The 21,682-nt window shown below is 61.3% G+C and carries 22 protein-coding genes and 2 pseudogenes; 13 read left to right on the forward strand and 11 right to left on the reverse strand.

The window, feature by feature from the left end:
• Nucleotides 1-1,158 (reverse strand): PQQ-dependent sugar dehydrogenase, encoded by a 1,158-nt coding sequence (locus VRB54_RS12920; RefSeq protein WP_338477507.1) that lies wholly within the window; start codon nucleotides 1,156-1,158, stop codon nucleotides 1-3.
• Between the two features lie 13 nt (nucleotides 1,159-1,171).
• Nucleotides 1,172-1,486, reverse strand: coding sequence for a hypothetical protein (locus tag VRB54_RS12925; protein WP_338477508.1), 315 nt, complete (start codon nucleotides 1,484-1,486; stop codon nucleotides 1,172-1,174).
• 183 nt (nucleotides 1,487-1,669) lie between these two features.
• Between VRB54_RS12925 and VRB54_RS12930 the strand changes: the two genes are divergently transcribed.
• A complete protein-coding gene (locus tag VRB54_RS12930; protein ID WP_338477509.1) occupies nucleotides 1,670-2,509 on the forward strand; it encodes a Ku protein in 840 nt (279 codons plus the stop codon).
• Between the two features lie 226 nt (nucleotides 2,510-2,735).
• Here the strand turns inward: VRB54_RS12930 and lpxO are convergent, their stop codons facing one another.
• A complete protein-coding gene (gene lpxO, locus VRB54_RS12935) occupies nucleotides 2,736-3,635 on the reverse strand; it encodes a lipid A hydroxylase LpxO (RefSeq protein WP_338477510.1) in 900 nt (299 codons plus the stop codon).
• A gap of 250 nt (nucleotides 3,636-3,885) precedes the next feature.
• On the reverse strand, nucleotides 3,886-5,229 hold the full coding sequence (locus VRB54_RS12940; RefSeq protein WP_338477511.1) for an LPS O-antigen chain length determinant protein WzzB: 1,344 nt from the start codon (nucleotides 5,227-5,229) through the stop codon (nucleotides 3,886-3,888).
• 269 nt (nucleotides 5,230-5,498) lie between these two features.
• Here VRB54_RS12940 and VRB54_RS12945 point away from each other — a divergent pair, with 269 nt between their 5' ends.
• Nucleotides 5,499-5,885 carry a TIGR03067 domain-containing protein gene (locus tag VRB54_RS12945; protein WP_338477512.1) on the forward strand — a complete coding sequence of 129 codons (387 nt, stop codon included), beginning with the start codon at nucleotides 5,499-5,501 and terminating at the stop codon, nucleotides 5,883-5,885.
• A gap of 137 nt (nucleotides 5,886-6,022) precedes the next feature.
• On the opposite strand, the gene VRB54_RS12950 is transcribed toward VRB54_RS12945, so the two are convergent.
• On the reverse strand, nucleotides 6,023-6,835 hold the full coding sequence (locus VRB54_RS12950) for a class I SAM-dependent methyltransferase (protein WP_338477513.1): 813 nt from the start codon (nucleotides 6,833-6,835) through the stop codon (nucleotides 6,023-6,025).
• 148 nt (nucleotides 6,836-6,983) lie between these two features.
• Between VRB54_RS12950 and VRB54_RS12955 the strand changes: the two genes are divergently transcribed.
• The gene (locus tag VRB54_RS12955; RefSeq protein ID WP_338481102.1) at nucleotides 6,984-8,225 is read left to right on the forward strand and encodes an MFS transporter; all 1,242 of its coding nucleotides are present in this window, start codon (nucleotides 6,984-6,986) and stop codon (nucleotides 8,223-8,225) included.
• 46 nt (nucleotides 8,226-8,271) lie between these two features.
• Here the strand turns inward: VRB54_RS12955 and VRB54_RS12960 are convergent, their stop codons facing one another.
• Together VRB54_RS12960 and VRB54_RS12965 are read right to left on the reverse strand one after the other, a co-directional pair.
• Complete coding sequence (locus VRB54_RS12960) at nucleotides 8,272-8,475, reverse strand: hypothetical protein (RefSeq protein ID WP_231423387.1); 204 nt, start codon at nucleotides 8,473-8,475, stop codon at nucleotides 8,272-8,274.
• A gap of 146 nt (nucleotides 8,476-8,621) precedes the next feature.
• On the reverse strand, nucleotides 8,622-9,077 hold the full coding sequence (locus VRB54_RS12965; protein ID WP_338477514.1) for a hypothetical protein: 456 nt from the start codon (nucleotides 9,075-9,077) through the stop codon (nucleotides 8,622-8,624).
• A 157-nt stretch (nucleotides 9,078-9,234) separates the two neighbouring features.
• Here VRB54_RS12965 and VRB54_RS24620 point away from each other — a divergent pair.
• The 3 genes and pseudogenes from VRB54_RS24620 to VRB54_RS12975 form a co-directional block, all read left to right on the forward strand.
• Nucleotides 9,235-9,454 (forward strand): annotated as a pseudogene (locus tag VRB54_RS24620) (integrase); the annotation flags it as partial.
• A 5-nt stretch (nucleotides 9,455-9,459) separates the two neighbouring features.
• Nucleotides 9,460-11,046, forward strand: coding sequence for an ABC-F family ATPase (locus tag VRB54_RS12970; protein ID WP_082638529.1), 1,587 nt, complete (start codon nucleotides 9,460-9,462; stop codon nucleotides 11,044-11,046).
• 268 nt (nucleotides 11,047-11,314) lie between these two features.
• The gene (locus VRB54_RS12975; RefSeq protein ID WP_338477515.1) at nucleotides 11,315-12,487 is read left to right on the forward strand and encodes an MFS transporter; all 1,173 of its coding nucleotides are present in this window, start codon (nucleotides 11,315-11,317) and stop codon (nucleotides 12,485-12,487) included.
• Here VRB54_RS12975 and VRB54_RS12980 read toward each other — a convergent pair.
• Both VRB54_RS12980 and VRB54_RS12985 read right to left on the reverse strand, forming a co-directional pair.
• Entirely contained in the window at nucleotides 12,481-13,518 is a 1,038-nt protein-coding gene (locus VRB54_RS12980) for a dienelactone hydrolase (RefSeq protein WP_338477516.1), read from the reverse strand. The two genes, VRB54_RS12975 and VRB54_RS12980, sit on opposite strands and share 7 nt — an antisense overlap.
• Nucleotides 13,519-13,737: 219 nt before the next feature.
• Nucleotides 13,738-14,349: an FMN-dependent NADH-azoreductase gene (locus VRB54_RS12985; RefSeq protein WP_338477517.1), complete on the reverse strand. Its 612-nt coding sequence runs from the start codon at nucleotides 14,347-14,349 to the stop codon at nucleotides 13,738-13,740.
• 127 nt (nucleotides 14,350-14,476) lie between these two features.
• Between VRB54_RS12985 and VRB54_RS12990 the strand changes: the two genes are divergently transcribed.
• A complete protein-coding gene (locus VRB54_RS12990) occupies nucleotides 14,477-15,385 on the forward strand; it encodes a LysR substrate-binding domain-containing protein (protein WP_338477518.1) in 909 nt (302 codons plus the stop codon).
• Nucleotides 15,382-15,738: an MmcQ/YjbR family DNA-binding protein gene (locus VRB54_RS12995; protein WP_338477519.1), complete on the forward strand. Its 357-nt coding sequence runs from the start codon at nucleotides 15,382-15,384 to the stop codon at nucleotides 15,736-15,738. The genes VRB54_RS12990 and VRB54_RS12995 overlap by 4 nt, the downstream gene beginning before the upstream one ends.
• On the opposite strand, the gene VRB54_RS13000 is transcribed toward VRB54_RS12995, so the two are convergent.
• Nucleotides 15,727-16,110 (reverse strand): DUF1294 domain-containing protein, encoded by a 384-nt coding sequence (locus tag VRB54_RS13000; RefSeq protein ID WP_209982492.1) that lies wholly within the window; start codon nucleotides 16,108-16,110, stop codon nucleotides 15,727-15,729. The two genes, VRB54_RS12995 and VRB54_RS13000, sit on opposite strands and share 12 nt — an antisense overlap.
• A complete protein-coding gene (locus VRB54_RS13005) occupies nucleotides 16,107-16,937 on the reverse strand; it encodes an undecaprenyl-diphosphate phosphatase (RefSeq protein ID WP_338477520.1) in 831 nt (276 codons plus the stop codon). Before VRB54_RS13005 ends, VRB54_RS13000 begins: the two co-directional genes overlap by 4 nt.
• Nucleotides 16,938-17,247: 310 nt before the next feature.
• On the opposite strand from VRB54_RS13005, the pseudogene VRB54_RS24625 reads away from it, so the two are divergent.
• From VRB54_RS24625 to VRB54_RS13025, 5 genes and pseudogenes are all read left to right on the forward strand, one after another.
• Nucleotides 17,248-17,934: pseudogene (locus VRB54_RS24625) on the forward strand (cache domain-containing protein); the annotation flags it as partial.
• 123 nt (nucleotides 17,935-18,057) lie between these two features.
• Nucleotides 18,058-18,792, forward strand: coding sequence for a methyl-accepting chemotaxis protein (locus tag VRB54_RS24630; RefSeq protein WP_422396107.1), 735 nt, complete (start codon nucleotides 18,058-18,060; stop codon nucleotides 18,790-18,792).
• Between the two features lie 86 nt (nucleotides 18,793-18,878).
• Nucleotides 18,879-19,442 (forward strand): nicotinamide riboside transporter PnuC, encoded by a 564-nt coding sequence (gene pnuC, locus VRB54_RS13015; RefSeq protein WP_209982497.1) that lies wholly within the window; start codon nucleotides 18,879-18,881, stop codon nucleotides 19,440-19,442.
• Complete coding sequence (locus tag VRB54_RS13020) at nucleotides 19,439-19,975, forward strand: AAA family ATPase (RefSeq protein WP_338477522.1); 537 nt, start codon at nucleotides 19,439-19,441, stop codon at nucleotides 19,973-19,975. The genes pnuC and VRB54_RS13020 overlap by 4 nt, the downstream gene beginning before the upstream one ends.
• Nucleotides 19,976-20,060: 85 nt before the next feature.
• Complete coding sequence (locus tag VRB54_RS13025) at nucleotides 20,061-21,584, forward strand: FAD-dependent oxidoreductase (RefSeq protein ID WP_338477523.1); 1,524 nt, start codon at nucleotides 20,061-20,063, stop codon at nucleotides 21,582-21,584.
• Nucleotides 21,585-21,682: the final 98 nt, after the last annotated feature.

Raw genomic sequence — 21,682 nt, forward strand, 5'->3', positions numbered from 1 at the left:
TCAGTCCTCGTTCAAACCGACGCGATACAACACGCCTTTGGCTTCATCGGTGAGCACATACAGGTAGCCATCAGGCCCCTGGCGCACATCGCGGATGCGCGCTTTCAATTCCCCGAGCAGGCGCTCTTCATGCACCACCTTGTCGCCGTCGAACTGCAGGCGGATCAGCTCCTGGGTGGCCAGCGCGCCAATGAACACGTTGTGCTGCCAAGGCTTGAAACGGTCGGCGTCGTAGAAGGCCATGCCGCTGATACCCGGGGATTTTTCCCAGACATGGTGCGGCGCCACCGTGCCCTCCACTGTCTTGCCCTTGGCCTCGGGGATCGGCGTCAGCGAATAATCGATACCGTGGGTGGCCAGCGGCCAACCGTAGTTCTTGCCGCGTTCGATGATGTTGATTTCATCGCCACCACGCGGACCGTGTTCGTTTTCCCAGATCGTGCCGCTCCAGGGATTCAGTGCCAGCCCCTGCGGGTTGCGCTGGCCATAGGACCAGATCTCGGGACGCACGCCCGGCTGGCCCACGAACGGGTTATCGTCGGGTACACGTCCGTCGGGGAAGATGCGCACCACCTTGCCCTGCAACTTGTCGAGGTCCTGGGCGGTGGGCCGGTCGTTGTTCTCGCCAAGGGTCACGAACAGATAACCGTCACGGTCAAATGCCAGCCGCGAGCCGAAGTGGTTGCCGGTGGACAGCTTGGGCTCCTGACGCAGGATCACCTTGAAGTCTTTCAACCCGCTCAAGTCGTCCGCCAGGCGCCCGCGTCCTACCGCAGTGCCGGCCGTGCCACCCTTGCCGCCGCCTTCGGCATAAGACAGGTACACCATGCGGTCCTGCTTGAAGTCCGGCGAGAGCACCACATCGAGCAAACCGCCCTGCCCCTTGGCCCAGACCTCGGGCACTCCGCTCAGCGGCGCCGAAAGCTTGCCCTCGGGGCTGACAAACCGCAGATGGCCGGGACGCTCGGTCACCAGGAAACCTTGCTTGTCCGGCAAGAAGGCCACTGCCCACGGGTGATCGAGACCCTTGGCGACGGGCGTGACGGTGACACTGCCCTGTTCGCTGGGAAACTGTTGCTGATCGGCGGCGTGTACCGCCGCGACGGGGAGAAAGGTGGTTGCGCACAGCGCAGCGAGCAGCGTTTTGCGTAAAGACATAAGACACGGTTCCTTAGCGACGATTGCCGTTGGCGTCATAGGTGGGGGCTTTGGTTTCGGTCGAAGGCCGGCTGGGCGCGGCCTCGCGCTGGGGGTAGCGGTTGCCGATGCCACGGTTTTCCAGGGTCGGCGCAGGCGTGGTGGGGCCGGTCTGATTGCCACGGATGGCCGGCGCGTTGGGCTGGGTGCCCTGCATGCTGTTGGGGTTGGCCCGGTGGATCGGGCCCTGATTGACGTTGCTGTTGCCGGGCAGGTTCTGCGCCTGGGCCATGGAAACACACGTAAGGCCCAACGCGAGCGCTGCAAGGTGACGCACACAAGTGTTCATGACAAAGCCTCTCTGAGCGAGTGGTACCTGCTTTCGATAACACGCTACGCCCCGGGTTCGTATTTCGACACTAAATACTTCCTCATCAGGTGTAACACGATCTGTCCGCACATCTGCGTGGCGAAACTTTTGCCGGACCCAGCGAGTCACCAGAAGACCGTCAACTCACAAGGAGCCGCACCCATGCCAAGGTCAATCTGGAAAGGCGCCATCAGTTTCGGCCTGGTCCACATCCCGGTGTCGCTGGTCTCGGCGACCTCCTCCCAAGGCGTCGACTTCGACTGGCTGGACAAGCGCAGCATGGATCCGGTGGGCTACAAGCGCATCAACAAGACCACCGGCAAGGAAGTCACCAAGGAGAATATCGTCAAGGGTGTGGCCTACGAGAAGGGCCGCTATGTGGTATTGAGCGAAGAGGAAATCCGCTCGGCCCACCCCAAATCCACCCAGACCATCGAGATCATCGCGTTTGTCGCCAGCGACCAGATCCCTCTGCAGAATATCGACACCCCCTACTTCCTCGCGCCCGACAAACGCGGCGGCAAGGTCTACGCACTGCTGCGTGAAACCCTGAAGAAAACCGGCAAGGTGGCCCTGGCCAATGTGGTGCTGCACACCAAGCAGCACCTGGCGGCGCTGATGGCGCTCGATTCTGCGCTGGTGCTGGTGATGCTGCGCTGGCCTGCCGAGGTGCGCAGCCTCGATGAGCTGGAACTGGGCAGCGACGTGATCAAGCCCACCCTGGCCAAGGGCGAACTGGACATGGCCAAGCGCCTGGTGGAAGACATGAGCGCGGACTGGAAGCCGGAGCAATACCGCGACAGCTTTCAGGAGAAGATCATGGCGCTGGTGGAGAAGAAGGCCAAGGCCGGCAAGATCGAAGATGTGGAGAGCGCCGAGGGCGTTGAGGAGCGCAAATCCGCCGATGTAATCGACCTGACCGAGCTGCTCAAACGCAGCCTGGCGGGCAAGCCTGAGGCAAAAAAACCGCCGGTGAAAAAATCCGGTAAAAAAGCTTCCTGAGTCACTGTCAGTGGCTGTTCAGTTAAGCCGACGCAATGCTCAAAGCGATGCAGATCAAATGTGGGAGCGGCGGTTCGACTTGCCCGCGAAGACGGTGGGTCAATCAACATCAATGCTTGCTGGACTACCGTCTTCGCAGGCAAGCCAGCTCCCACAAGGGATCTGCGTTTAACTGAGCGGCACCGGGGTAAGCGGGCTCGCCCCAGCGTCGAAGCCTGGCGCCGCTTCAGATCAACAGGAAAACAGCCGCCAGCGCGGCAAATATCGCCCACTTCTCCAGGTAGTAGCGCGTGCGGTTGCGCTTTTTCAGCTCTTTGCCGCGCAAGCGGATCTTGTACAAGCGCGTAAACGCGCGGTTCAGCGCGCCGGTCTTGTCGCCTGCATCATTGGGCGAGCCCGCCGCCGCCATCACATTGCGACTGAACCAACGATTGAATGCCGCCGCCCACCGGTACTTCATCGGCCGCTCGATATCGCAAAAAAGGATGATGCGGTTGTGCTGGGTGGTGTTTTGCGCGTAGTGAATATAAGTCTCGTCGAACATTACCGGCTCGCCATCACGCCAGTAATAACTCTCGCCATCCACATTGATGTAGCAGCCCGGATCGTTGGGCGTATCCAGGCCCAAATGGTAGCGATAGGAGCCGGCGTAAGGGTCGCGATGGCGCACCAGCCTGGAGCCCGGCGGCAGCTCGGCAAACATCGCCGCCTTGATCGAGCCGATACTCTGTACCAGCTCGGTAGTGCGCGGGCACAGCTTCATTGCCGACGGATGGCTGTCGCCGTACCACTTCAGGTAGAAGCGCTTCCAGCCGGACTTGAAGAATGAGTTGAAACCCACATCGTTGTATTGGTCCGACCGTTTGATCTCACCCGCACGCATCAGGTTCTGGCCTTCCTGGCGGATTTCCTCCCAGTGTTCCTGCAAAGGGCTCAGGTCGGGAAAGTCACTGGGCGACAGATATGGCCGGCTCGGCAGCCTGGAAAACAGATAGAGAAAGCAGTTGATCGGCGCCAGGAAGGTGGAGTGATCGCTCAATTGGCGACCCAACTTGTGCCGCACCCGACCGCGCAGGTGGACATACGCAATGGAGACGACGTAGAGAACAACAATGATGAGTTTCAAGGGATTTCGTCACAAGTCAGTAGAGAACAGGCTGCTCCTGCGTGCCCACGACGGCCGAGGATTGGATAGCAGCACCTGATTTCACAATTTACAGACAGGCGATAATCAGCGGTTTGATGGCAAACCGCTTTACGGCCATTGGCCGTTATTTAGCCACACTTTGTAACCAAAGGTTAACCAAGAATTGTGAAAAACTGTCGACGAAGTGTGCATCGAAAAAGAGGGCCCGCCCCGCGGCAAGCCCTGCGTGTCACGCCAACGGCTCGTCGTCCTTGCGCTCGCGACGGGCAAAGCGTCCATCCTCAAGCGACGAATAAGGCACAGGTTGATTGCGCGAGCTGATCAGGTGACGGATCAGTGCAATCAGCATCCCGAGGGCCAGACCTGCGATCAGGCTCACCGCCAGAATGATGGCTTTTTTCGGTTTGATCGGCGCCAAAGGCTCCTGGGCGCGGCGGTCAACCGTGACCAGCTTGAGGTTGCTCATGTCGATGTTCAAATTGCGCAAACGAGCGACCTCGGCACGTAATGGCTCCACATCCTGCAGGAAGATGTCTTCGTTGCCACGCTTGCGCAGCACTTCGACCTCACGATTGGTCTCCAGCAGTTGCAATTCCTTGCCAATCTGGGCGATCCGAGGATTGGTAAAGTCGTCACTGGTACGTTGCTGCAACGCCGTGCGCTCAGCCTCAAGGGCCTCGGTGCCAAGGAAGTACAGCGGAATCTGCTGGTTATTGACCTCGGTACGCATCACCTGACTCGAACCGCTTCGCGACGCGTCAGCCATGGAAGAAGGCGTGGTAGGCGTCTTGATGCCCATGGACTTGGCAATCGAGATCGCCTCCGCCAGTTCGGCGAGGCGGTTAGTACGCTCCATTTTCATCTGCAGGCGCAAGGCGCTCAGCTCATCCTGCAACCGGGCGCGCTTGAGACGGTCATCTTCCAGCAGCTTGGCAATCTTCGATTCTTTCTCGGTCTCATAATTGGCGCGCGCCGCGTCGATCTTGCCCTTCAGCTCGTTCAGGCGGTTGTTGACGATCACCTTGAGGTCGGCACCGACCTGCTCACGCTCGGAGGCAATGGCGTAGTCGACGAACCCGTTAAGAATCGCCACGCCGTCCACGTCCGAGGGGTATTGCAATTCGAGGCGAATGTAGCTGCTCAAAGAGTCGGACTTCTTGGGGTCCGGCAGGATCAAGTTGACCGAGTTGCGGTTGAAGTCTTCAAAACTTTGTTCGAGGCTTTGGCCCGGCTTTTGAAAAGCGGTAAACAACTGTTCGTGGGAGCGAAAGAATCCAAGCCGCGCCTCATATGAATCCAGCTGTGCGCCGACTTTGGCCAAAGCGTCCGCAGGCGGCAGCTTGTAGACCTCGGAACGGTTCAGGGCATCCAGCTCGTTGATCGCGACCGGGCGCAGAACACTGCTGACTTCGTAAGTTTTAGGCGCCAGAAACGCATAACCTGCCCCGAGGACGCCCGTTAGCAGCGCACAACCCAATACCAGCTTTTTCTGTCGCCAAACAGCGTGCATCAATTCAAACAGGTCAATCTCATCTGACGCAGGGGAAGTATTGGACGGGGAAGTTCGATTCAAAATGTATGCACCTTAAAGCCAATATCAAAGAGCCATCACGAAAGCCTCGAATACCCACCAGGGGCAACGCCCTGACGCCGATAACAAGGTTCGCCAATTGAGTTCTGACCACCGGGTCTAGAAGAAAAATCCCATACCGCTGCAGTTTCTTTCCGTCGCATTTGTATGGACGTTAGCAAAGACACACATGACGTAGGATTATTCTAATCACAAGCGTAGTAAAAAGATCGATAAATAGTTGCCGACAAAGGGAAATAAAAGGACCTTACATGCAGACCCTCACCGACCCCGATTACCAAGCCCTCCAGGGCACCTGGGAGCAGACCTCGCTCGAAGACAGCGGCGTGCTCAACCCTGCGGATGCCCACAGCGCCCCCGGTGCAATCACTACAATCGCCGCAGATCAGTTTGAAGTGGTCACCGTTGATGGCGAGGTCTTGCTGGCCGGGCGATTCACTCTGGACAGCAGCCAGCGCCCCAAAAGCATTACCTGGGTAGACGCCATCGGCGATGACGCGGGCAAGCCGCTACCCGCCAGCTATCGCCTTGATGGCGACACTTTCGTGTTTATCGCTGCGGATGCGGGCCAGCCGCGTCCTGCTTTATTCAGTACCGGCCCAGGGCAAACCATGCGCACGTTTGTGCGCAGGTCCTGATCACCACAGCATCCGAATTCACGACAGGATTTTCACGAAGCCTTCACTTTCCTACCTATAGGGTGAGGCCTACCTACTCCAGTGAATCACTTGGCCCGCCTCTCCTCGCGGGCTTTTTTTTGCCTGTGGAAACAGCTTCAGGGCACACGCTTGGTGGCTGTCATCGTGAAACACAGCGGCAACTGCGCAGCCTGGTGCTGATACTGGTCGTAAAGTTCCTCGCGATTGGAGTGCGGGTACTCCTGCAAATGGCCGATCTGCAAGTGCGCAGCCACCGCCGCGCTGATCACGCTGCCCAGGGTGTGCACATACCAGTAGGAAGTCGGCCCCTTCAAGTGCTGAGCACCCTCATAGACAATCGACTCCTGCAACACAAAGGGCTCGCGTTGAAAGTATGAACTGGCAGGCAGCATCGGGTTGGTCGCGCGCGGGTCGAACACTTCCAAAAACGGATGCGTTTCGTACACCACCAGCGTGCCGCCAGGTCTCAAGGTGCTCGCGACATGCCGCATGAACAGCGCCACATCCGGCATCCAGCCCAGTACACCAATGGTCACAAGAGCAATGTCGAAGCCTGCCTGCAAACGCTCGGGCAGTTGGTGGACATCGGATTCGATGAACTCGGGTTCATGAGGCGAGGCACCAGCCAGTTCCCAAGCCTGCGCCAGAAATTCCACAGATTGATCGACACCTACTACAGAACGCGCGCCCAAGCCGAACAATGACAGGCTTTCGCGGCCGTTATTACAGCACAGTTGCACAATGTCCTTGCCCGCGACGCCAATGTCTTGCAGCACAGCCGTGAGGGTCGTATCAAGGCAGGAAAACCCGGGATTCGTCACCGCATCCATTAACGCCCGCCAGGTGTCGGTATTCTTATGCAGCTTGGCGGACGCATTCCAGGCGTCCTTATTGCTGGCAATTGCCTGTAGAGCTGATGGCATCTCCATGTGTCTCCAGATAACGAATACAACAGAAAATAAGCCAATCACCCGTAAGATGAAACCCTAAGCCTCGCGCGAAACTTATAGCAAGTGCCGCAGGTCATTAGCCCAACGAGTGTCCAGCCCCGTGGACGCCGCTCTCGAAGATCCTGCCGTGGCCCGACACTCCGACCTGCGCACTACTCTGTCCCTGGACAGCCTTAACTTCTTCCTGGCCGATGTGCGTGACGGCCTCGGGCCGTACCTGGCCATCTACCTGCTCGCAGTGCACAAGTGGGACCCGGCCAGTATCGGCGTGGTGATGACGCTGGCGGGCATCGCCGGGCTGCTGACCCAGGGCCCCGCGGGGGCACTGCTCGATCGAACCCGCAGCAAGCGCGCAGTCATCGCCATCGCCGCAATCCTGGTGACAGCCAGTTGTCTGATACTGCCGTTTGTCAGCAATTTCAGCCTGGTGGCACTGACCCAGGCCGCCAGCGCCGTGGCGGCTTCCGTATTTGCCCCGGCGATTTCAGCGATTTCCCTGGGGATTACCGGGCCCAAGGCCTTCACGAGGCGCACCGGGCGCAACGAAACCTTCAACCATGCAGGCAATGCCGTGGCTGCGCTATTGGCTGGCGACCTGGCGTACCTGTTCGGGCCGGTGGTGGTGTTTTACCTGATGGCCTTCATGGCGGTCGCCAGTCTTGTCGCGGTCAGTTGCGTGCCCGCCGCGGCTATTGACCACGAAGTCGCACGTGGCTTCGACCCTGCCCACCACACCGACCACGAGCAACCCTCCGGCGTGAAGGTGTTGTTGTCCAACCGTCCGCTTCTGCTGTTCGCCATTTGCTGTGCCCTGTTCCACCTCGCCAACGCCGCCATGCTGCCACTGGTCAGCCAGAAGCTCTCTCAGATCAACCTGCAGATGGCTACGCCGCTGACCTCGGCCTGCATCGTCGCTGCGCAATTGGTGATGGTGCCGGTGGCCTGGCTGGTGGGCGCGAGGGCGGATGTGTGGGGACGCAAACCGTTGCTGCTGGCCGGCTTCATTATTCTGCCGCTGCGCGGGGTGCTCTATACCCTGTCCAGTGACCCATACTGGCTGGTGACCGTGCAATTGCTGGACGGCATTGGTGCAGGCATTTTCGGCGCGCTGTTCCCGGTGATAGTCAAGGATCTGACCCAGGGGACCGGGCGCTTCAATGTCAGCCTGGGTGCAATCTCGACGGTGTTTGGTCTGGGGGCGGCACTGAGCAGCAGCCTGGCCGGTTTTGTGGTGCAGCAGGCGGGCTACAACGCCGCGTTCCTGACCCTGGCCGGCGTCGCCGCCGTGGCACTGGCGCTGGTGTGGCTGGCCGTGCCTGAGACGTTGGCAAAAAAACCGACGTTTGCGGGGGTTGCAACGGTCGCTTGAATAGGGGTGCAAGGTGGGGAGAGCCAGTCAGCTCTCACCCGCTGACTCACTCTGCGGTGCTTGCGAGGAATTCGCCGGCTTTGCGCACAAGCTTCCTCCACTCTCTCCCATCGATGAGGCCGTTGCTCTCCATATCATCGGCCGTCCTCAGCAATTTGAAATATTTGTCCTCAATATTCTGTTCATTTACAACCTGGGTGTAGATCTGCGCCCAGGTTCTTACCGCAGAGCGCCGCAGTGATCGTTGCATTTTTGCACCTGATTATGTCCGCGGACATAGAGCGCCGGCCTGAGAGGATCGTTCAGCGGCGCCGCTGCTGATCCGACGAACGGTGGCACCAGGCCATTATTGATGCTGATCAGCACTCTGCGAGATGCGGCTTTTTCGTCTGCAAATTATTGCGGCACGACCGATGCTTGGGGTTGTGATACCGGGGAAAGACTGACTGCGGTCAGTTTTCCAGTGGCATCATCGGGCAGCGTATACATGGCGCCTGTCAGCGGGTCGACGACCAGCATGCCGATCAAGCCGCCAATCAGCAGATTGCCCCAGTACCAGCCGCTGACCGTGGATTTCAGCGGCACCGTCGTCTCTGTGTAGCCTTCCTTCTGGAAGGTCACGCTGTAGCTCTGACTCTTGAAGTAGCCGCGACTTGTTTCCAGAATCGCCGTACCTGGCGTGACCCCCTTCAAAACCACACTTCCCGCGCTGTCCTTGATGACGTAATTGGCATTTGTCGGAAGGCTATACATCCCGACCTTAGGCTTGCTGTCGCTGACGATGCTGGCACATCCGCCCAAAGTCATCATCGCGCCAATTACTGCGGCGCCCGCCACCTTTCCCATCTTCATACCATCACTCCGTTGCGCCTTCATTGGCATGGCCGAGATACGGCCGGCGCGGAGTGTATCCGAATGATGGCATTTAGACACCTCGCGGATACGTCTGCATTGTGATAATCCCCGGGCAGGCGACGTTTCACAGACGACTTACCGCCAATGCGCCTGCAAACCGCCATACAACTGTCGTCACACCTATGCGACAATGCGCGCCATGTCTGGCATGAACCCCGCCTTCATCTCCCAGCAGCCCGGCCATCACGTCAGGTGCTGCTCTCGACTTATGCGCGTTGGATCAACAAGCTCGGACTGGAGCCAATGGAAAGTCTCCAGATGGCCCCGCCCTGGGTCCAACTCACATAAGCGCACCCCAAGCTATTGATAGGTAAAGTAATTGATCTCCACAGCTAACATCACCATGCAGTTCGGCGCCAAGCCGCTCTTCGAGAATGTCTCGGTCAAGTTCGGCGCCGGCAACCGGTATGGTCTGATCGGTGCCAACGGTTGCGGCAAGTCGACCTTCATGAAAATCCTCGGTGGCGACCTTGAGCCGTCCGGCGGCCAGGTCATGCTGGAGCCGAATGTGCGCCTGGGTAAACTGCGCCAGGATCAGTTCGCCTACGAAGAATTCAACGTGATCGACACCGTGATCATGGGTCACGAAGAGCTGTGGAAGGTCAAAGCCGAGCGCGACCGTATCTATTCGCTGCCGGAAATGAGCGAAGACGACGGCATGGCCGTGGCCGAGCTGGAAACCGAATTCGCCGAGATGGACGGCTACACCGCCGAATCCCGTGCCGGTGAACTGCTGCTGGGTCTGGGCATTCCCCTGGAACAGCATTTCGGCCCGATGAGCGAAGTGTCTCCCGGCTGGAAGCTGCGTGTACTGCTGGCCCAGGCGCTGTTCTCCGACCCGGAAGTGCTGCTGCTCGACGAACCGACCAACCACCTGGACATCAACACCATCCGCTGGCTGGAAAACATCCTGACCCAGCGCTCCAGCCTGATGATCATCATCTCTCACGACCGTCACTTCCTGAACAGCGTGTGCACCCACATGGCTGACCTGGACTACGGCGAGCTGCGCCTGTTCCCGGGCAACTACGACGAGTACATGACCGTGGCGACCCAGTCCCGCGAGCAACTGCTGTCGGACAACGCCAAGAAGAAAGCGCAGATCTCCGAGCTGCAATCCTTCGTCAGCCGCTTCTCGGCCAACGCCTCGAAGGCCAAGCAGGCCACCTCCCGTGCCAAGGCGATCGACAAGATCCAGCTGGCCGAGGTCAAGCCATCGAGCCGTGTGAGCCCGTTCATCCGTTTCGAACAGACCAAGAAGCTGCACCGCCAGGCCGTCATGGTTGATCGCATGGCCAAGGGCTTTGACGGCAAAACGCTGTTCAAGGACTTCAACTTCCAGGTTGAAGCCGGCGAACGCGTGGCAATCATCGGCCCGAACGGCATCGGCAAGACCACCCTGCTGCGCACGCTGGTGGGCGAACTGACCCCGGACGCCGGTTCCGTCAAGTGGACCGACGCCGCTGAGCTGGGCTACTACGCCCAGGACCATGCCCACGACTTTGAAAACGACATGAGCCTGTTCGACTGGATGGGCCAGTGGACCCAGGGCGAGCAGGTTATCCGCGGCACCCTGGGCCGCATGCTGTTCTCCAACGATGAGATCCTCAAGTCGGTCAAGGTGATCTCCGGTGGTGAGCAGGGTCGCATGCTGTTCGGCAAGCTGATCCTGCAAAAACCCAACGTGCTGATCATGGACGAACCGACCAACCACTTGGACATGGAATCCATCGAAGCGCTGAACCTGGCGCTGGAAAACTATCCGGGCACGTTGATTTTCGTCAGCCACGACCGCGAATTCGTCTCGTCCCTGGCCACCCGCATCATCGAGCTGAGCGCCAGCGGCGTGATCGACTTCAGCGGTACGTACGACGATTACCTGCGCAGCCAGGGCGTGGTGTTCTAAGCAGCGATCCTGCTCGAGCCCTCCGTGGCGAGCAGGCTTGCCCTGCGTTGGGCTGCGCAGCAGCCCTAAAACCAGACACCGCGTTCTGCCAGGCAGAACGCGGTGTTTTTGATTGGGGGCCGCTGCGCAGCCCAACGCAGGGCAAGCCTGCTCGCCACAACACACGCTCACTCAATAAGGCAGGCTTCAGACGAAGTAGTTAGCCTGCTTTCATTTCCCGCAAGCCCTTGCCATGATGCAGCCACCGCCCGCACGCGAATGAGTTGCCATGTCCACCGCCCCTTCCTCCCTGTCGATCACCCTGCAGATCGTCTCCATCGTGTTCTACACCTTCATCGCCTTTATCTGCATCGGCCTGCCGATCGCGGTGATCCCGGGCTATGTGCACGAACAACTGGGCTTCAGCGCGGTGGTGGCCGGGTTCGCCATTGCGGCGCAGTACCTGGCCACCCTGCTCAGTCGGCCCTTTGCCGGACGCGTATCGGACAACGTGGGCACCAAACGCGCGATTGTGCTGGGCCTGGGCGGCATTCTGCTCAGCGGCGTGCTGACGTTTTTTGCCACGCTGGCACAGAGCCTGCCGACCCTGAGCCTGGGTATTCTGATTGCCTCACGGCTGCTGCTGGGCGTGGCCCAGGGGCTGATCGGGGTGGGCACTATCAGCTGGTGCATGGGCGCCGTCGGTGCCGAACACACCGCGCGCTCGATTTCCTGGAATGGCATTGCTTCCTACGGCGCCATTGCCATTGGCGCACCGTTGGGGGTGGTGATGGTTGCGCAATATGGCTACACGAGCCTGGGCCTTGCGCTGTCAGTGCTGGCAGCACTCGGTCTGGTGTTAATCCGTAATAAACCGTCGGTGCCGGTGGTGCGCGGCGAGCGGCTGCCCTTCCTGGCCGTATTCGGGCGCATCGCGCCGTTTGGCGCCAGCCTGTGCCTCGCCTCGATTGGCTACGGCACGCTGACCACCTTCATCACGCTGTACTACCTCAATCGCGGCTGGGTCGGTGCGGCGTACTGCCTCACCGTATTTGGGGTGTGTTTTATCCTGTCGCGCCTGCTGTTCATTTCCGCCATCAGCCGTTTTGGCGGTTTTCGCGCCGCCATCGCCTGCATGTTCATCGAAACGTTGGGCCTGATTCTGCTATGGCTGGCGCCAACGACCGGCGTGGCGTTGCTCGGTGCCGGGCTGACCGGTTTCGGGCTGTCGCTGGTGTATCCGGCGCTGGGCGTGGAGGCGATCAGGCAGGTCCCCAACAGCAGTCGCGGCGCGGGCCTGAGTGCGTATGCGGTGTTTTTTGACCTGGCGCTGGCGATTGCCGGCCCGCTGATGGGGGCCATCGCGCTGAACTTGGGTTACGGCTGGATCTTCTTCTGCGCGGCGCTGTTGTCGGTCAGCGCGCTGGGCGTGACCCTGCTGCTCAAGCGTCGCGCTTACTGATCCGCCGTCTGCAAACCGGCACGGCTGGACTGGCCCAGGGTGTGGCTGAAAAAGCGCCCGGCCTCGGAGATCAAATCGCGGTGAATGCCCTCACGGTCAACCCCGTCGGCATCGGTGCACACCGCCGGCATGGCCGCCAGTTGATCGCTGTCGCACGGCGCCATGAACACAAAGTGCCCGGCGCCGACCAACAGTTTGAAGTCCGGCGGTTCGGGCAATTTGCGCGCAAGCGCGGCGGCGTTCTTGTCCACGGCCACCAGCTTGTCGCCGTCACCGCTGTAGAGCAGCACCGGCACATGCACATCCGCCAGGGTATGGCGACCGAACATCAGGCTCAGCGGCGCCATCAGCATCAGCGCGTGGATGCGTGCATCGGCATGGGGCTGCAAATCGTCACGGTCCACCACCAGTTCGCCTTTGGTGGTGCAGGCGTCGTGGTCTTCGGGGCGTTCCTGGCAATAGCGGCGCAGCCGGTCAAAGTCCGGCTTGGCCCCGGCGAGGATCAACGCGGTCTCGCCGCCCGCCGAATAGCCGATCACGCCCACCTGCTCGACGTTGACGAACGGCGCCAGCATCGGGTCGCCAAGGGTGGCGGTGATCGCTTCGGAAATCTGGATCGGCCGCCCGTACAGGTTGCTTACCGTGCCCAGCCGGCTGTGGTCCTTGTAGTTGTCGCCGGGGTGCAGCACCGCCACCACCACAAAGCCCTTGCGCGCCAGCGAGGTGGCCAGATCATGCAGCGCCAGCGGCGTGCCGGTGTTGCCATGGGACAGCATCAGCATCGGGAAACGCCCGATGGCGACTTTGGAATCTTCCGTGGCGCCGACGGTATAGGCCCCCACCTGCGTGGTGTGCTCCATGCCCGTGGAGGGGTAGAACGCGACGGCTTTCATCGGCTGCTGGTCCACCGGATCGAGAAAACTCATGCGATGGAAACCCACACTCCAATGGGGGAGCGACACCGGTGCGGCCTGCACTGAAATCAGGCCGCCGAGCAGGGAAAGAGCCATTACTGCACATAGACGCATCATGGGGATGTCCACCTGTGCCGCGTGAGAACCAACATCGAATGAGAAACCCGGGTTCGTGAAACCTTGTCTGCCTACGATCTGCATAACCCGGGCCACATTGAAAGGACCGCGCGCAAACGAAAAAACTCCGTACTCCGCTCGCGTTCAGGCGATCAGAATACAGAGTTTAAGCGCCGTGCTTCAGATTGATACCGGAGCGCGGCGAATTTTACACAAGCCTTACGCAGCGGCGAACAGCTGCTCATTGATCAACAGGTTGGCCTCGCTCATGGCCTTGCTGCGCACGTCATCGCCGTAGGCCAGGCCTTCGGCCCGCACCACTTCAATATCGGTGATGCCCAGAAAACCGAACAGCAGCTTCAGGTAGCCTTCATGGGCAGCGCCCGACGCCTGGCCCGCATGCAGGCCACCGGAGGTGGAGACGATGATGACTTTCTTGTTGCCGCACAGGCCTTCAGGACCGGCTTCGCTGTAGCGGAACGTCTGGCCGGCCACCGCGATACGGTCGATCCAGGCCTTCAACTGAGTCGGGATGGTGAAGTTGTACATCGGCGCACCCACCACCACGGCATCGGCGGCGAGAAACTCGGCCAGCGACACGGCACTCAGCTCGGCTTCGTGCTTCTGTGCGGCATCGCGCAGTTCTGCAGCGGTGCCCAGGGCGCCCAGGGTGGCGCCGGAGAAGTGATTGATCGCGTCGCTGGCCAAGTCGCGGTACGCCACTTCCACACCCGGCTGCGCGGTCTGCCAGGCCTTGACCACCTCGGCACTGAGCTGACGGGAAGCCGAGTTGTCACCGAGGATGCTGGAATCGATATGCAACAGTTTCATGGTGGATCTCCGTGAGTGGGATCGACAGTGGCGATCAGATGGTGGTGATGCTACGCATGAAACCAATAGCCGATAAGCCCGCTAAAATGCGATAGTTTGTCCCACTGACAGGACAATAGGCGCCCCCATGCAAGACCTCAACGATCTCTACTACTTCGCCAAAGTCGTCGAAGCCGGCGGCTTTGCGGCGGCCGGCCGGCTGCTGGGGATTCCCAAGTCGCGGCTGTCGCGGCGCATCGCCGAGCTGGAAGAACGCCTGAGCGCACGCCTGCTGCAACGCACCACCCGGCAACTGACGCTGACCGCCGTGGGCGAGCGTTACCTGCGCCACTGCCAGGCGATGCTGCTGGAAGCGGAAATGGCCGACGAGGCCGTGGCCAGCATGTCCAGCGAACCCCGTGGCCGCCTGCGGGTGAGCTGCCCGGTGGGCATGGCCCAGCACATGATGCCGGAACTGGTGGCCGGGTTTCTCGCGGCGTACCCGTTGGTGCAACTGGATATGACGCTCGTCAACCGCCGTGTCGACCTGGTGGCCGAAGGCATCGACGTGGCCCTGCGCGTGCGCGAACTGGGCGATGAAGACCCGTTGCTGGTGACCAAGCGCCTGCGCCAGGCCCAGACCGTGCTGGTGGCCAGCCCGGGGTTCATGCGCGAGCGTCGGGTCAATACTCTCGAAGACCTGAAGCAGCTGCCGATACTCGGCGCACTGGAAGCCGACCGCATGGTCCATCAGCGCATTCTCGACCCACAGGGCAATGCCCACGATCTGGTGATGGAGGCGCGACTGGGCATCGACGACTTTATCGTGCGCAAGGCCAGCGCCGTCATGGGCCTGGGCTTTACTGTGCTGCCGATGATGTATTGCGAAGAGGAACTGGCCAGCGGCCGTCTGGTGCAACTGCTGCCGCAATGGTCATTGCCGGGCGGCTGGCTGCAGGCCGTGTACCCGCACAGGCGCGGTGTGCTGCCGGCGATTCGCGCATGGATCGATTACCTGGAGGAAGGCTTCAAGGGCTGTGGAGACCGCTTGCTATGACGATGACCGAAGCGCAAGTCGCGCAGTTCTGCCTGAGCCTGCCCGGCGCGCGGGAAGACTACAAATGGGGCGGCGTACGCGTATTTTCGATTGCCGGCAACAAGATGTTCGCCTTGCAGAACCTGCGCGGTGACTCGCTGGCGTTCAAGGTCGACAAGGACCTGTTCCTCGGTCACGTTGATCGTCCTGGCATCCACCCGGCGCCGTACCTGGCACGGGCGCAGTGGATCATCATGAACGTGCCCTACCCGCTCGGCGCGCAGGAGCTGCAGGCCTTGTTGCAGCGTTCCCACCAGTTGGTGGTGAGCAAGCTGCCCAGGCGCACCCAGGTCGGTTTATTGCTAGAGCACTGACAACAGCGTGCCGCCAAGGAACAACTGGTCAAGCCAGAACACTTGGTGCAGCAGCACAATCACCCAGAACAGCACCTGGTAAGACACCTTGCGCGTCTTGTGCCGGAACACCTGCTGGGCAATCAGCGCGCCCGGCCATCCGCCTGCCAGTTCCACAGCGTGCAGGATGTTTTCCGGGATGCGCCGGCCTTCGCTCTGCGCCTTGCGCTTGTCGCTCCAGTACAAAAAGAACGCCATCACACTGACCACCGCGTAGGCGGCCAATGGCAGCAGGGTTTCGCCGCGCTGCCACACCAGCACCGAACCCAGCAGCGGCGCCGCGCACAACAGCGCGAAAATCAGCGCTTTAAGGCGTGGGTGCTGGATACTCATGCGTTGGCTGCCGACCAGTCGATCCAGCCGAATTGCCAGGTTGCGAGGATCAGCAGGCCGAAGCCGATGCGATACCAGGCAAACGCCGCGTAACTGTGATTGGCGATGAACTTGAGCAGGCCCTTGACCGCGATCATCGCGAAGATGAACGAGGTAACGAAGCCGATGGCGAACACCGGCAGATCGGCCGGCTGAAACAGGTCGCGGTACTTGTAGCCCGAGTACACCGCTGCGCCGACCATGGTCGGCATCGCCAGGAAGAACGAAAACTCGGTGGCGGTCTTGCGCGACAGGCCGAACAGCAGGCCGCCGATGATGGTCGAGCCGGAACGCGAAGTGCCCGGGATCATCGCCAGGCACTGGGCCAGACCCACCTTGAGCGCATCCTTCCAGGTGATCTCGTCGACGGTTTCGGCGTGCACCTGGTGTTCACGGCGTTCGGCCCACAGCATGATGATGCCGCCGACGACCAGCGCTGTGGCCACGGTAATCGGGTTGAACAGATAGTGATGGATCAGGTCGGCGAAAATCACCCCGAGCACCACCGCCGGCAGGAACGCAATCAGCAGGTTGACGGTAAAGCGCTGGGCATTGCGCTGGGTCGGCAGGCCGGTGACCACATCGAGAATCTTGCGCCGGAACTCCCACACCACCGCAAGAATGGCGCCGAGCTGGATGATGATGTTGAACGCCATTGCCCGTTCACCGCCGAAATCGAGCAGGTCGGCAACAATAATCTGGTGGCCGGTGCTGGAGATCGGCAGGAACTCCGTCAGCCCTTCCACGACGCCAAGAATCAATGCCTGAATGGCGGTCCAAAAATCCATACTTCCCCCAAAGGTCATGCGCGACGGCACGCCTCGTTTCTATTTTTAAGTGGTTCATTGACGATACGACCCGGCGCTGACACGCAACGCAGGGCTGCAAAAAATCCGTGAAAAATCAGACAGTACTCAGGTTTTGCGCTGACGGGCCGAAAGCCTATCAGACCCGCCGCAAATGTCGATGCAACACCCACAATTATAAAAAGCCAGGAGTGACAGGACGATGAACAGTTTGCGCACTATGTCGATCAGCCGCCGCCTGTGGCTGATCCTGATCGTCGCCGTACTGATGCTGCTGACCCTCGGCGTATTGATGCTCAAGCAGATCCACGACGACCTCTACCAGGCCAAGCGCCAGCAGACCCAACATGTGGTGCAGACTGCCAGCGGCATCCTCACCTACTACCACACCCTCGAAACCAGCGGCGTGATGACCCGCGACGCCGCGCAGAAACAGGCCCTGAGCGCCGTGCGCGGCCTGCGTTACGACCATGACGACTACTTCTGGATCAACGACCTCACGCCCGTGATGATCATGCACGCGGCCAACCCCAAGCTCGACGGCCAGAACCTCTCGGCGATCCGTGACCCCGACGGCTTTGCAGTGTTCAACGAGTTCGTAAGCCTGGCCAGGGCCAAGGGCGCCGGCATCGTTAATTACCGCTGGCCCAAGCCGGGCGCCGAAGCGCCGGTGCAGAAAACCTCGTACATCCAGCTGTTCGAACCCTGGGGCTGGATCATCGGCTCCGGGGTGTATGTGGACGACGTGCAGGCCGAGTTCAAGGGCCAGGTGTGGAAAGCCTCGCTGATCGGCCTGGGCATCGCGCTGGTGATGGCGCTGCTGGTGCTGTTGATCGCGCGCAGCATCGTGCAGCCGTTACAGGCGGCAGTGAATGCCATGGCCAACATCGCCAGCGGTGAGAGCGACCTGACCCGCAGCCTCGACACCCACGGGCGCGACGAAGTCACCCAGTTGTCCCGACACTTCAATAGCTTTACCGCCAAGCTGCGCCTGGTGGTGGGGCAATTGCAGACCTGCGCCAACGCCCTGGGCCAGTCGTCCCTGGAGCTGGGCACCAACGCCAGCCAGGCCCATGACCGCAGCCAGCAGCAGTCGCAGCAGATGGAGCTGGTGGCCACCGCGATCAACGAAGTCACCTACGGCGTGCAGGACGTGGCGAAAAACGCCGAACACGCCGCCAGTGAGATGCGCGACGCCCAGGCCCAGGCGCAGCAGGGCCAGGTCAATATCGACAGCAGCCTGCAGCAGATCGACCAGCTTTCCAGCACCATCAGCCAGGCCGTGGACGTGATTCGCACCCTCTCCAGCGAAAGCACGCAGATCGGCGGCGTGCTGGAGGTAATCCGTTCGATTGCCGACCAGACCAACCTGCTGGCGCTCAACGCCGCCATCGAAGCGGCGCGCGCCGGCGAGCAAGGCCGCGGCTTTGCCGTCGTTGCCGATGAGGTGCGGCTGCTGGCACAGCGCACGCAGACATCCACCGCCGAAATCCAGACCATGATCGAACGCCTGCAAGGCCACTCGGAAGCGGCGGTCAAAGTCATCAGCGACAGCCACAGCGCTTCGCAACTGACCATCGAGCAGGCCGACCGGGCGGGAGCCAGCCTTACCGCCATCGGCCAGGCGCTGCACAACCTAAACGGCCTGAACGCATCGATCGCCAGCGCGACCCTGCAGCAGGCGCAGGTGGTGGAAGACATCAATCAGAACGTCACCCAGGCAGCGGACCTGTCCCATAGCACCGCGCTGGCGGCCGAGCAGTCCAGCGTAGCCAGTGCGCAGCTACGCGGGTTGAGCGAACAACTCGAGAGCCTGCTGCGCCAATTCAGGATCTAGCGTCACCGTTTAGAGTGGCTGTGTTTTGTAGATCGGTGACCTCTGGGTACAATCACCGCCCTCTTCCACGCTCCCAAGGTACCGCCATGTCCGGGCTTGAATTGTTCGCCGCCGCCCTGGGGGTGATTGCTGTCTGGCTGACGGTCAAGCAGAACCCCTGGTGCTGGCCCATCGGCCTGGTGATGGTGCTGCTCTATACCTGGGTGTTCTACGACGTGAAACTCTATTCCGACATGCTGCTGCAAGTGGTCTACGCCGCACTGCAAGTGTATGGCTGGTGGCAATGGACCCGCGCCGGCGAAGTCAGGCAGGGCCGTCAGGTGACCAGTCTCAAGGCCCCGGCGATCCTGGTCAGCCTCGCGGTTGGCGCACTTGGCAGCCTGCTGCTCGGCGCCGCCATGGCCCACTGGACCGACGCCGCGCAGCCGTGGCTGGATGCCGCCCTCACCGGTTTCAGCCTGGTGGCGCAGATGTGGATGGCGCAGAAACGCGTGCAATGCTGGCCGCTGTGGATAGCGGTGGATGTGATCTTCGTCGGGCTGTTTCTCTATAAAGGGCTCTACCTCACGGCCGCGCTCTACGCGCTGTTCACCGTGATCGCCGTGCAAGGCTGGCGTGAATGGCGGGCCGACCCGGCGTTACGCCCATGAAGGTGGTAGTGTTGGCGGGCCCTGAGTCCAGCGGAAAAAGCTGGCTGGCCAAGGAGTTGCATCGGCATTTTGGCGGGCTGATGGTAGGTGAATACGTGCGCCATTTCATCGACCACCACCAGCGCGACACCACCTTCGCGGACATACCGACCATCGCCCGTGGTCAACTGGCCAGGGAAGACGCCGCTCGCGCCCAGCAGCCGCATCTGCTGATCCTCGACACCAATCTGCTGACCAACCGGCTGTGGAGCCTGACCCTGTTCGGCGACTGCCCCGCCTGGCTGGACGAAGAACTGCTGGCCCGTCACTACGACCTGCACCTGCTGCTGTCCCCCGAAGACGTCGACTGGACTGCCGACGGCCAGCGCTGCCAGCCGGCTCTGGCGGACCGTCGCGCGTTTTTCCAGAGCAGCCTGGACTGGATCGAACGGCACCGGCAGCCCGCCCTGGTAATTCGCGGCCAATGGGCAGCACGCCGAGCCGAGGCGTTTGCCGCCGTCCATCAATTGGTGGATCAGCCACCTCGCCACTAGGCGCTCGTTGCTTCGCCTACCGACCATCGGGCCGACGCAGTCCGCCTGCCACATCGCCAGTCAACCTTCTAAAGGAGACTGGCCCATGAACCTGCGCATCGTTGCCCGCCTGATCAATTTGCCCGAGAACCGAGCCGTGCGTGTGCAAACGGCGGCTCACCCGCTGTTGCTGCTGCGTATTGGCGACCAGGTACGCGCCTTCCAGGCCGATTGCCCCCACGCCGGCGCGCCATTGGAAGACGGCGTGATCTGCAACGGGCACCTGATCTGCCCCTGGCACAAAGCCGCCTTTGCCGTGGACAGCGGCGCCGTCATGGAACCGCCGGCATTGGTCGGACTCAGGCAATACCCGGTGCAGGTGAATGCCGGCGTGGTCAGCGTCGGCGACCAGCCCATCGCACCTGAACCGCCGGCTCCACGCCTCGACGCGCGCTGCTTCGCAGTGATTGGCGCGGGCGCTGCGGGCACGGCGGCCGTGGCCACTCTTAGACGCGAAGGGTTCGCCGGACGCCTGCTGTGGATCGACCGCGAAGCGAATCCCGCCTACGACCGCACCGCCTTGAGCAAATTCGTCATCGCCGGGGAGATGCCCGTTGAAGACACACCGTCGCTGCTGGAGGAAAACAGCTTCGCCGACCATGGCATTCACGGCGAGGTCAAACGCCTGGACGCCGCCGCCAAATGCATCGAACTGGTGGACGGGCGTCGCTTCGACTACGACGCCGCGCTGGTCGCCAGTGGCGGCGAAGCGCAACCGCTGGACATCCCTGGCGCGGTGCTGAGTAACGTGTTCGTGCTGCGCAGCCGCGATGACGCTGCGCGAATCGCCGACGCCGCGCAGTCAGCCGCCTGCGCAGTGATTATCGGCGACAGTTTCATCGGTCTCGAAGCGGCCTCGGCGCTGCGCCAGCGCGGGCTGGTGGTGCAAGTCGTGAGTCGTCACGAGATACCGCTGGCGGCGCAGTTGGGCCGGCGTATCGGCGCAGCCCTGCGCCAACTGCACGAAGACAACGGCGTAATCTTCCACAGCAATACCGAGCCCGAGCGCTTAGACGGCCATGGTGCCGTCAGCACCGTGCTGCTCAAAAACGGCAAGCGACTGGCCGCCGACCTGGTGCTGATGGGCGTCGGCGTCAAGCCTGCCACCGCCTTCGTTCACGGCGTCAGCTATGCGGATGACGATTCACTGAGCGCCGACGCTCACCTGCAACTGGCACCGGGTTTGTGGGCCGCCGGCGACAATGTCACCTTCGCCTGGCAACAGCAGCCGGTGCGCATCGAGCACTGGCGCCTGGCCCAGCAGTTGGGCGAACTGGCGGCACGCAACATGCTCGGCGATACGCAGGCGTTCAGTGACGTGCCGTTCTTCTGGACCTACCACTTCGGCAAGACCTTCGAGGTGCTCGGGCATGCACAGCACTGGAACCGGCTGCACCTGGAAGGCGACCTGCAACGCCACACTTTCATCGCCCTGCTCTGCTGCGACGATCAGGTCGAGGCGGTGATCGCCTGCGAATACCAGCAGGCCATGGCGCGCCTCTCCCGGCGCATGCGGCAACCGCTGGGCAAGGCCGAAGCGCTTGAACTGATCCGTCAGACCCAGCACTGACCTGTGGGAGCGGGCTTGCCCCGCGTCGGGCTGCGCAGCAGCCCCAAAACCATGTTCTGCGTAGTGTCAGGCACACCGCGTTTTCTTTGATTGGGGGC

The organism is Pseudomonas trivialis (assembly GCF_036864995.1).
In the GTDB taxonomy this organism is placed as follows: Bacteria; Pseudomonadota; Gammaproteobacteria; order Pseudomonadales; family Pseudomonadaceae; genus Aquipseudomonas; species Aquipseudomonas trivialis.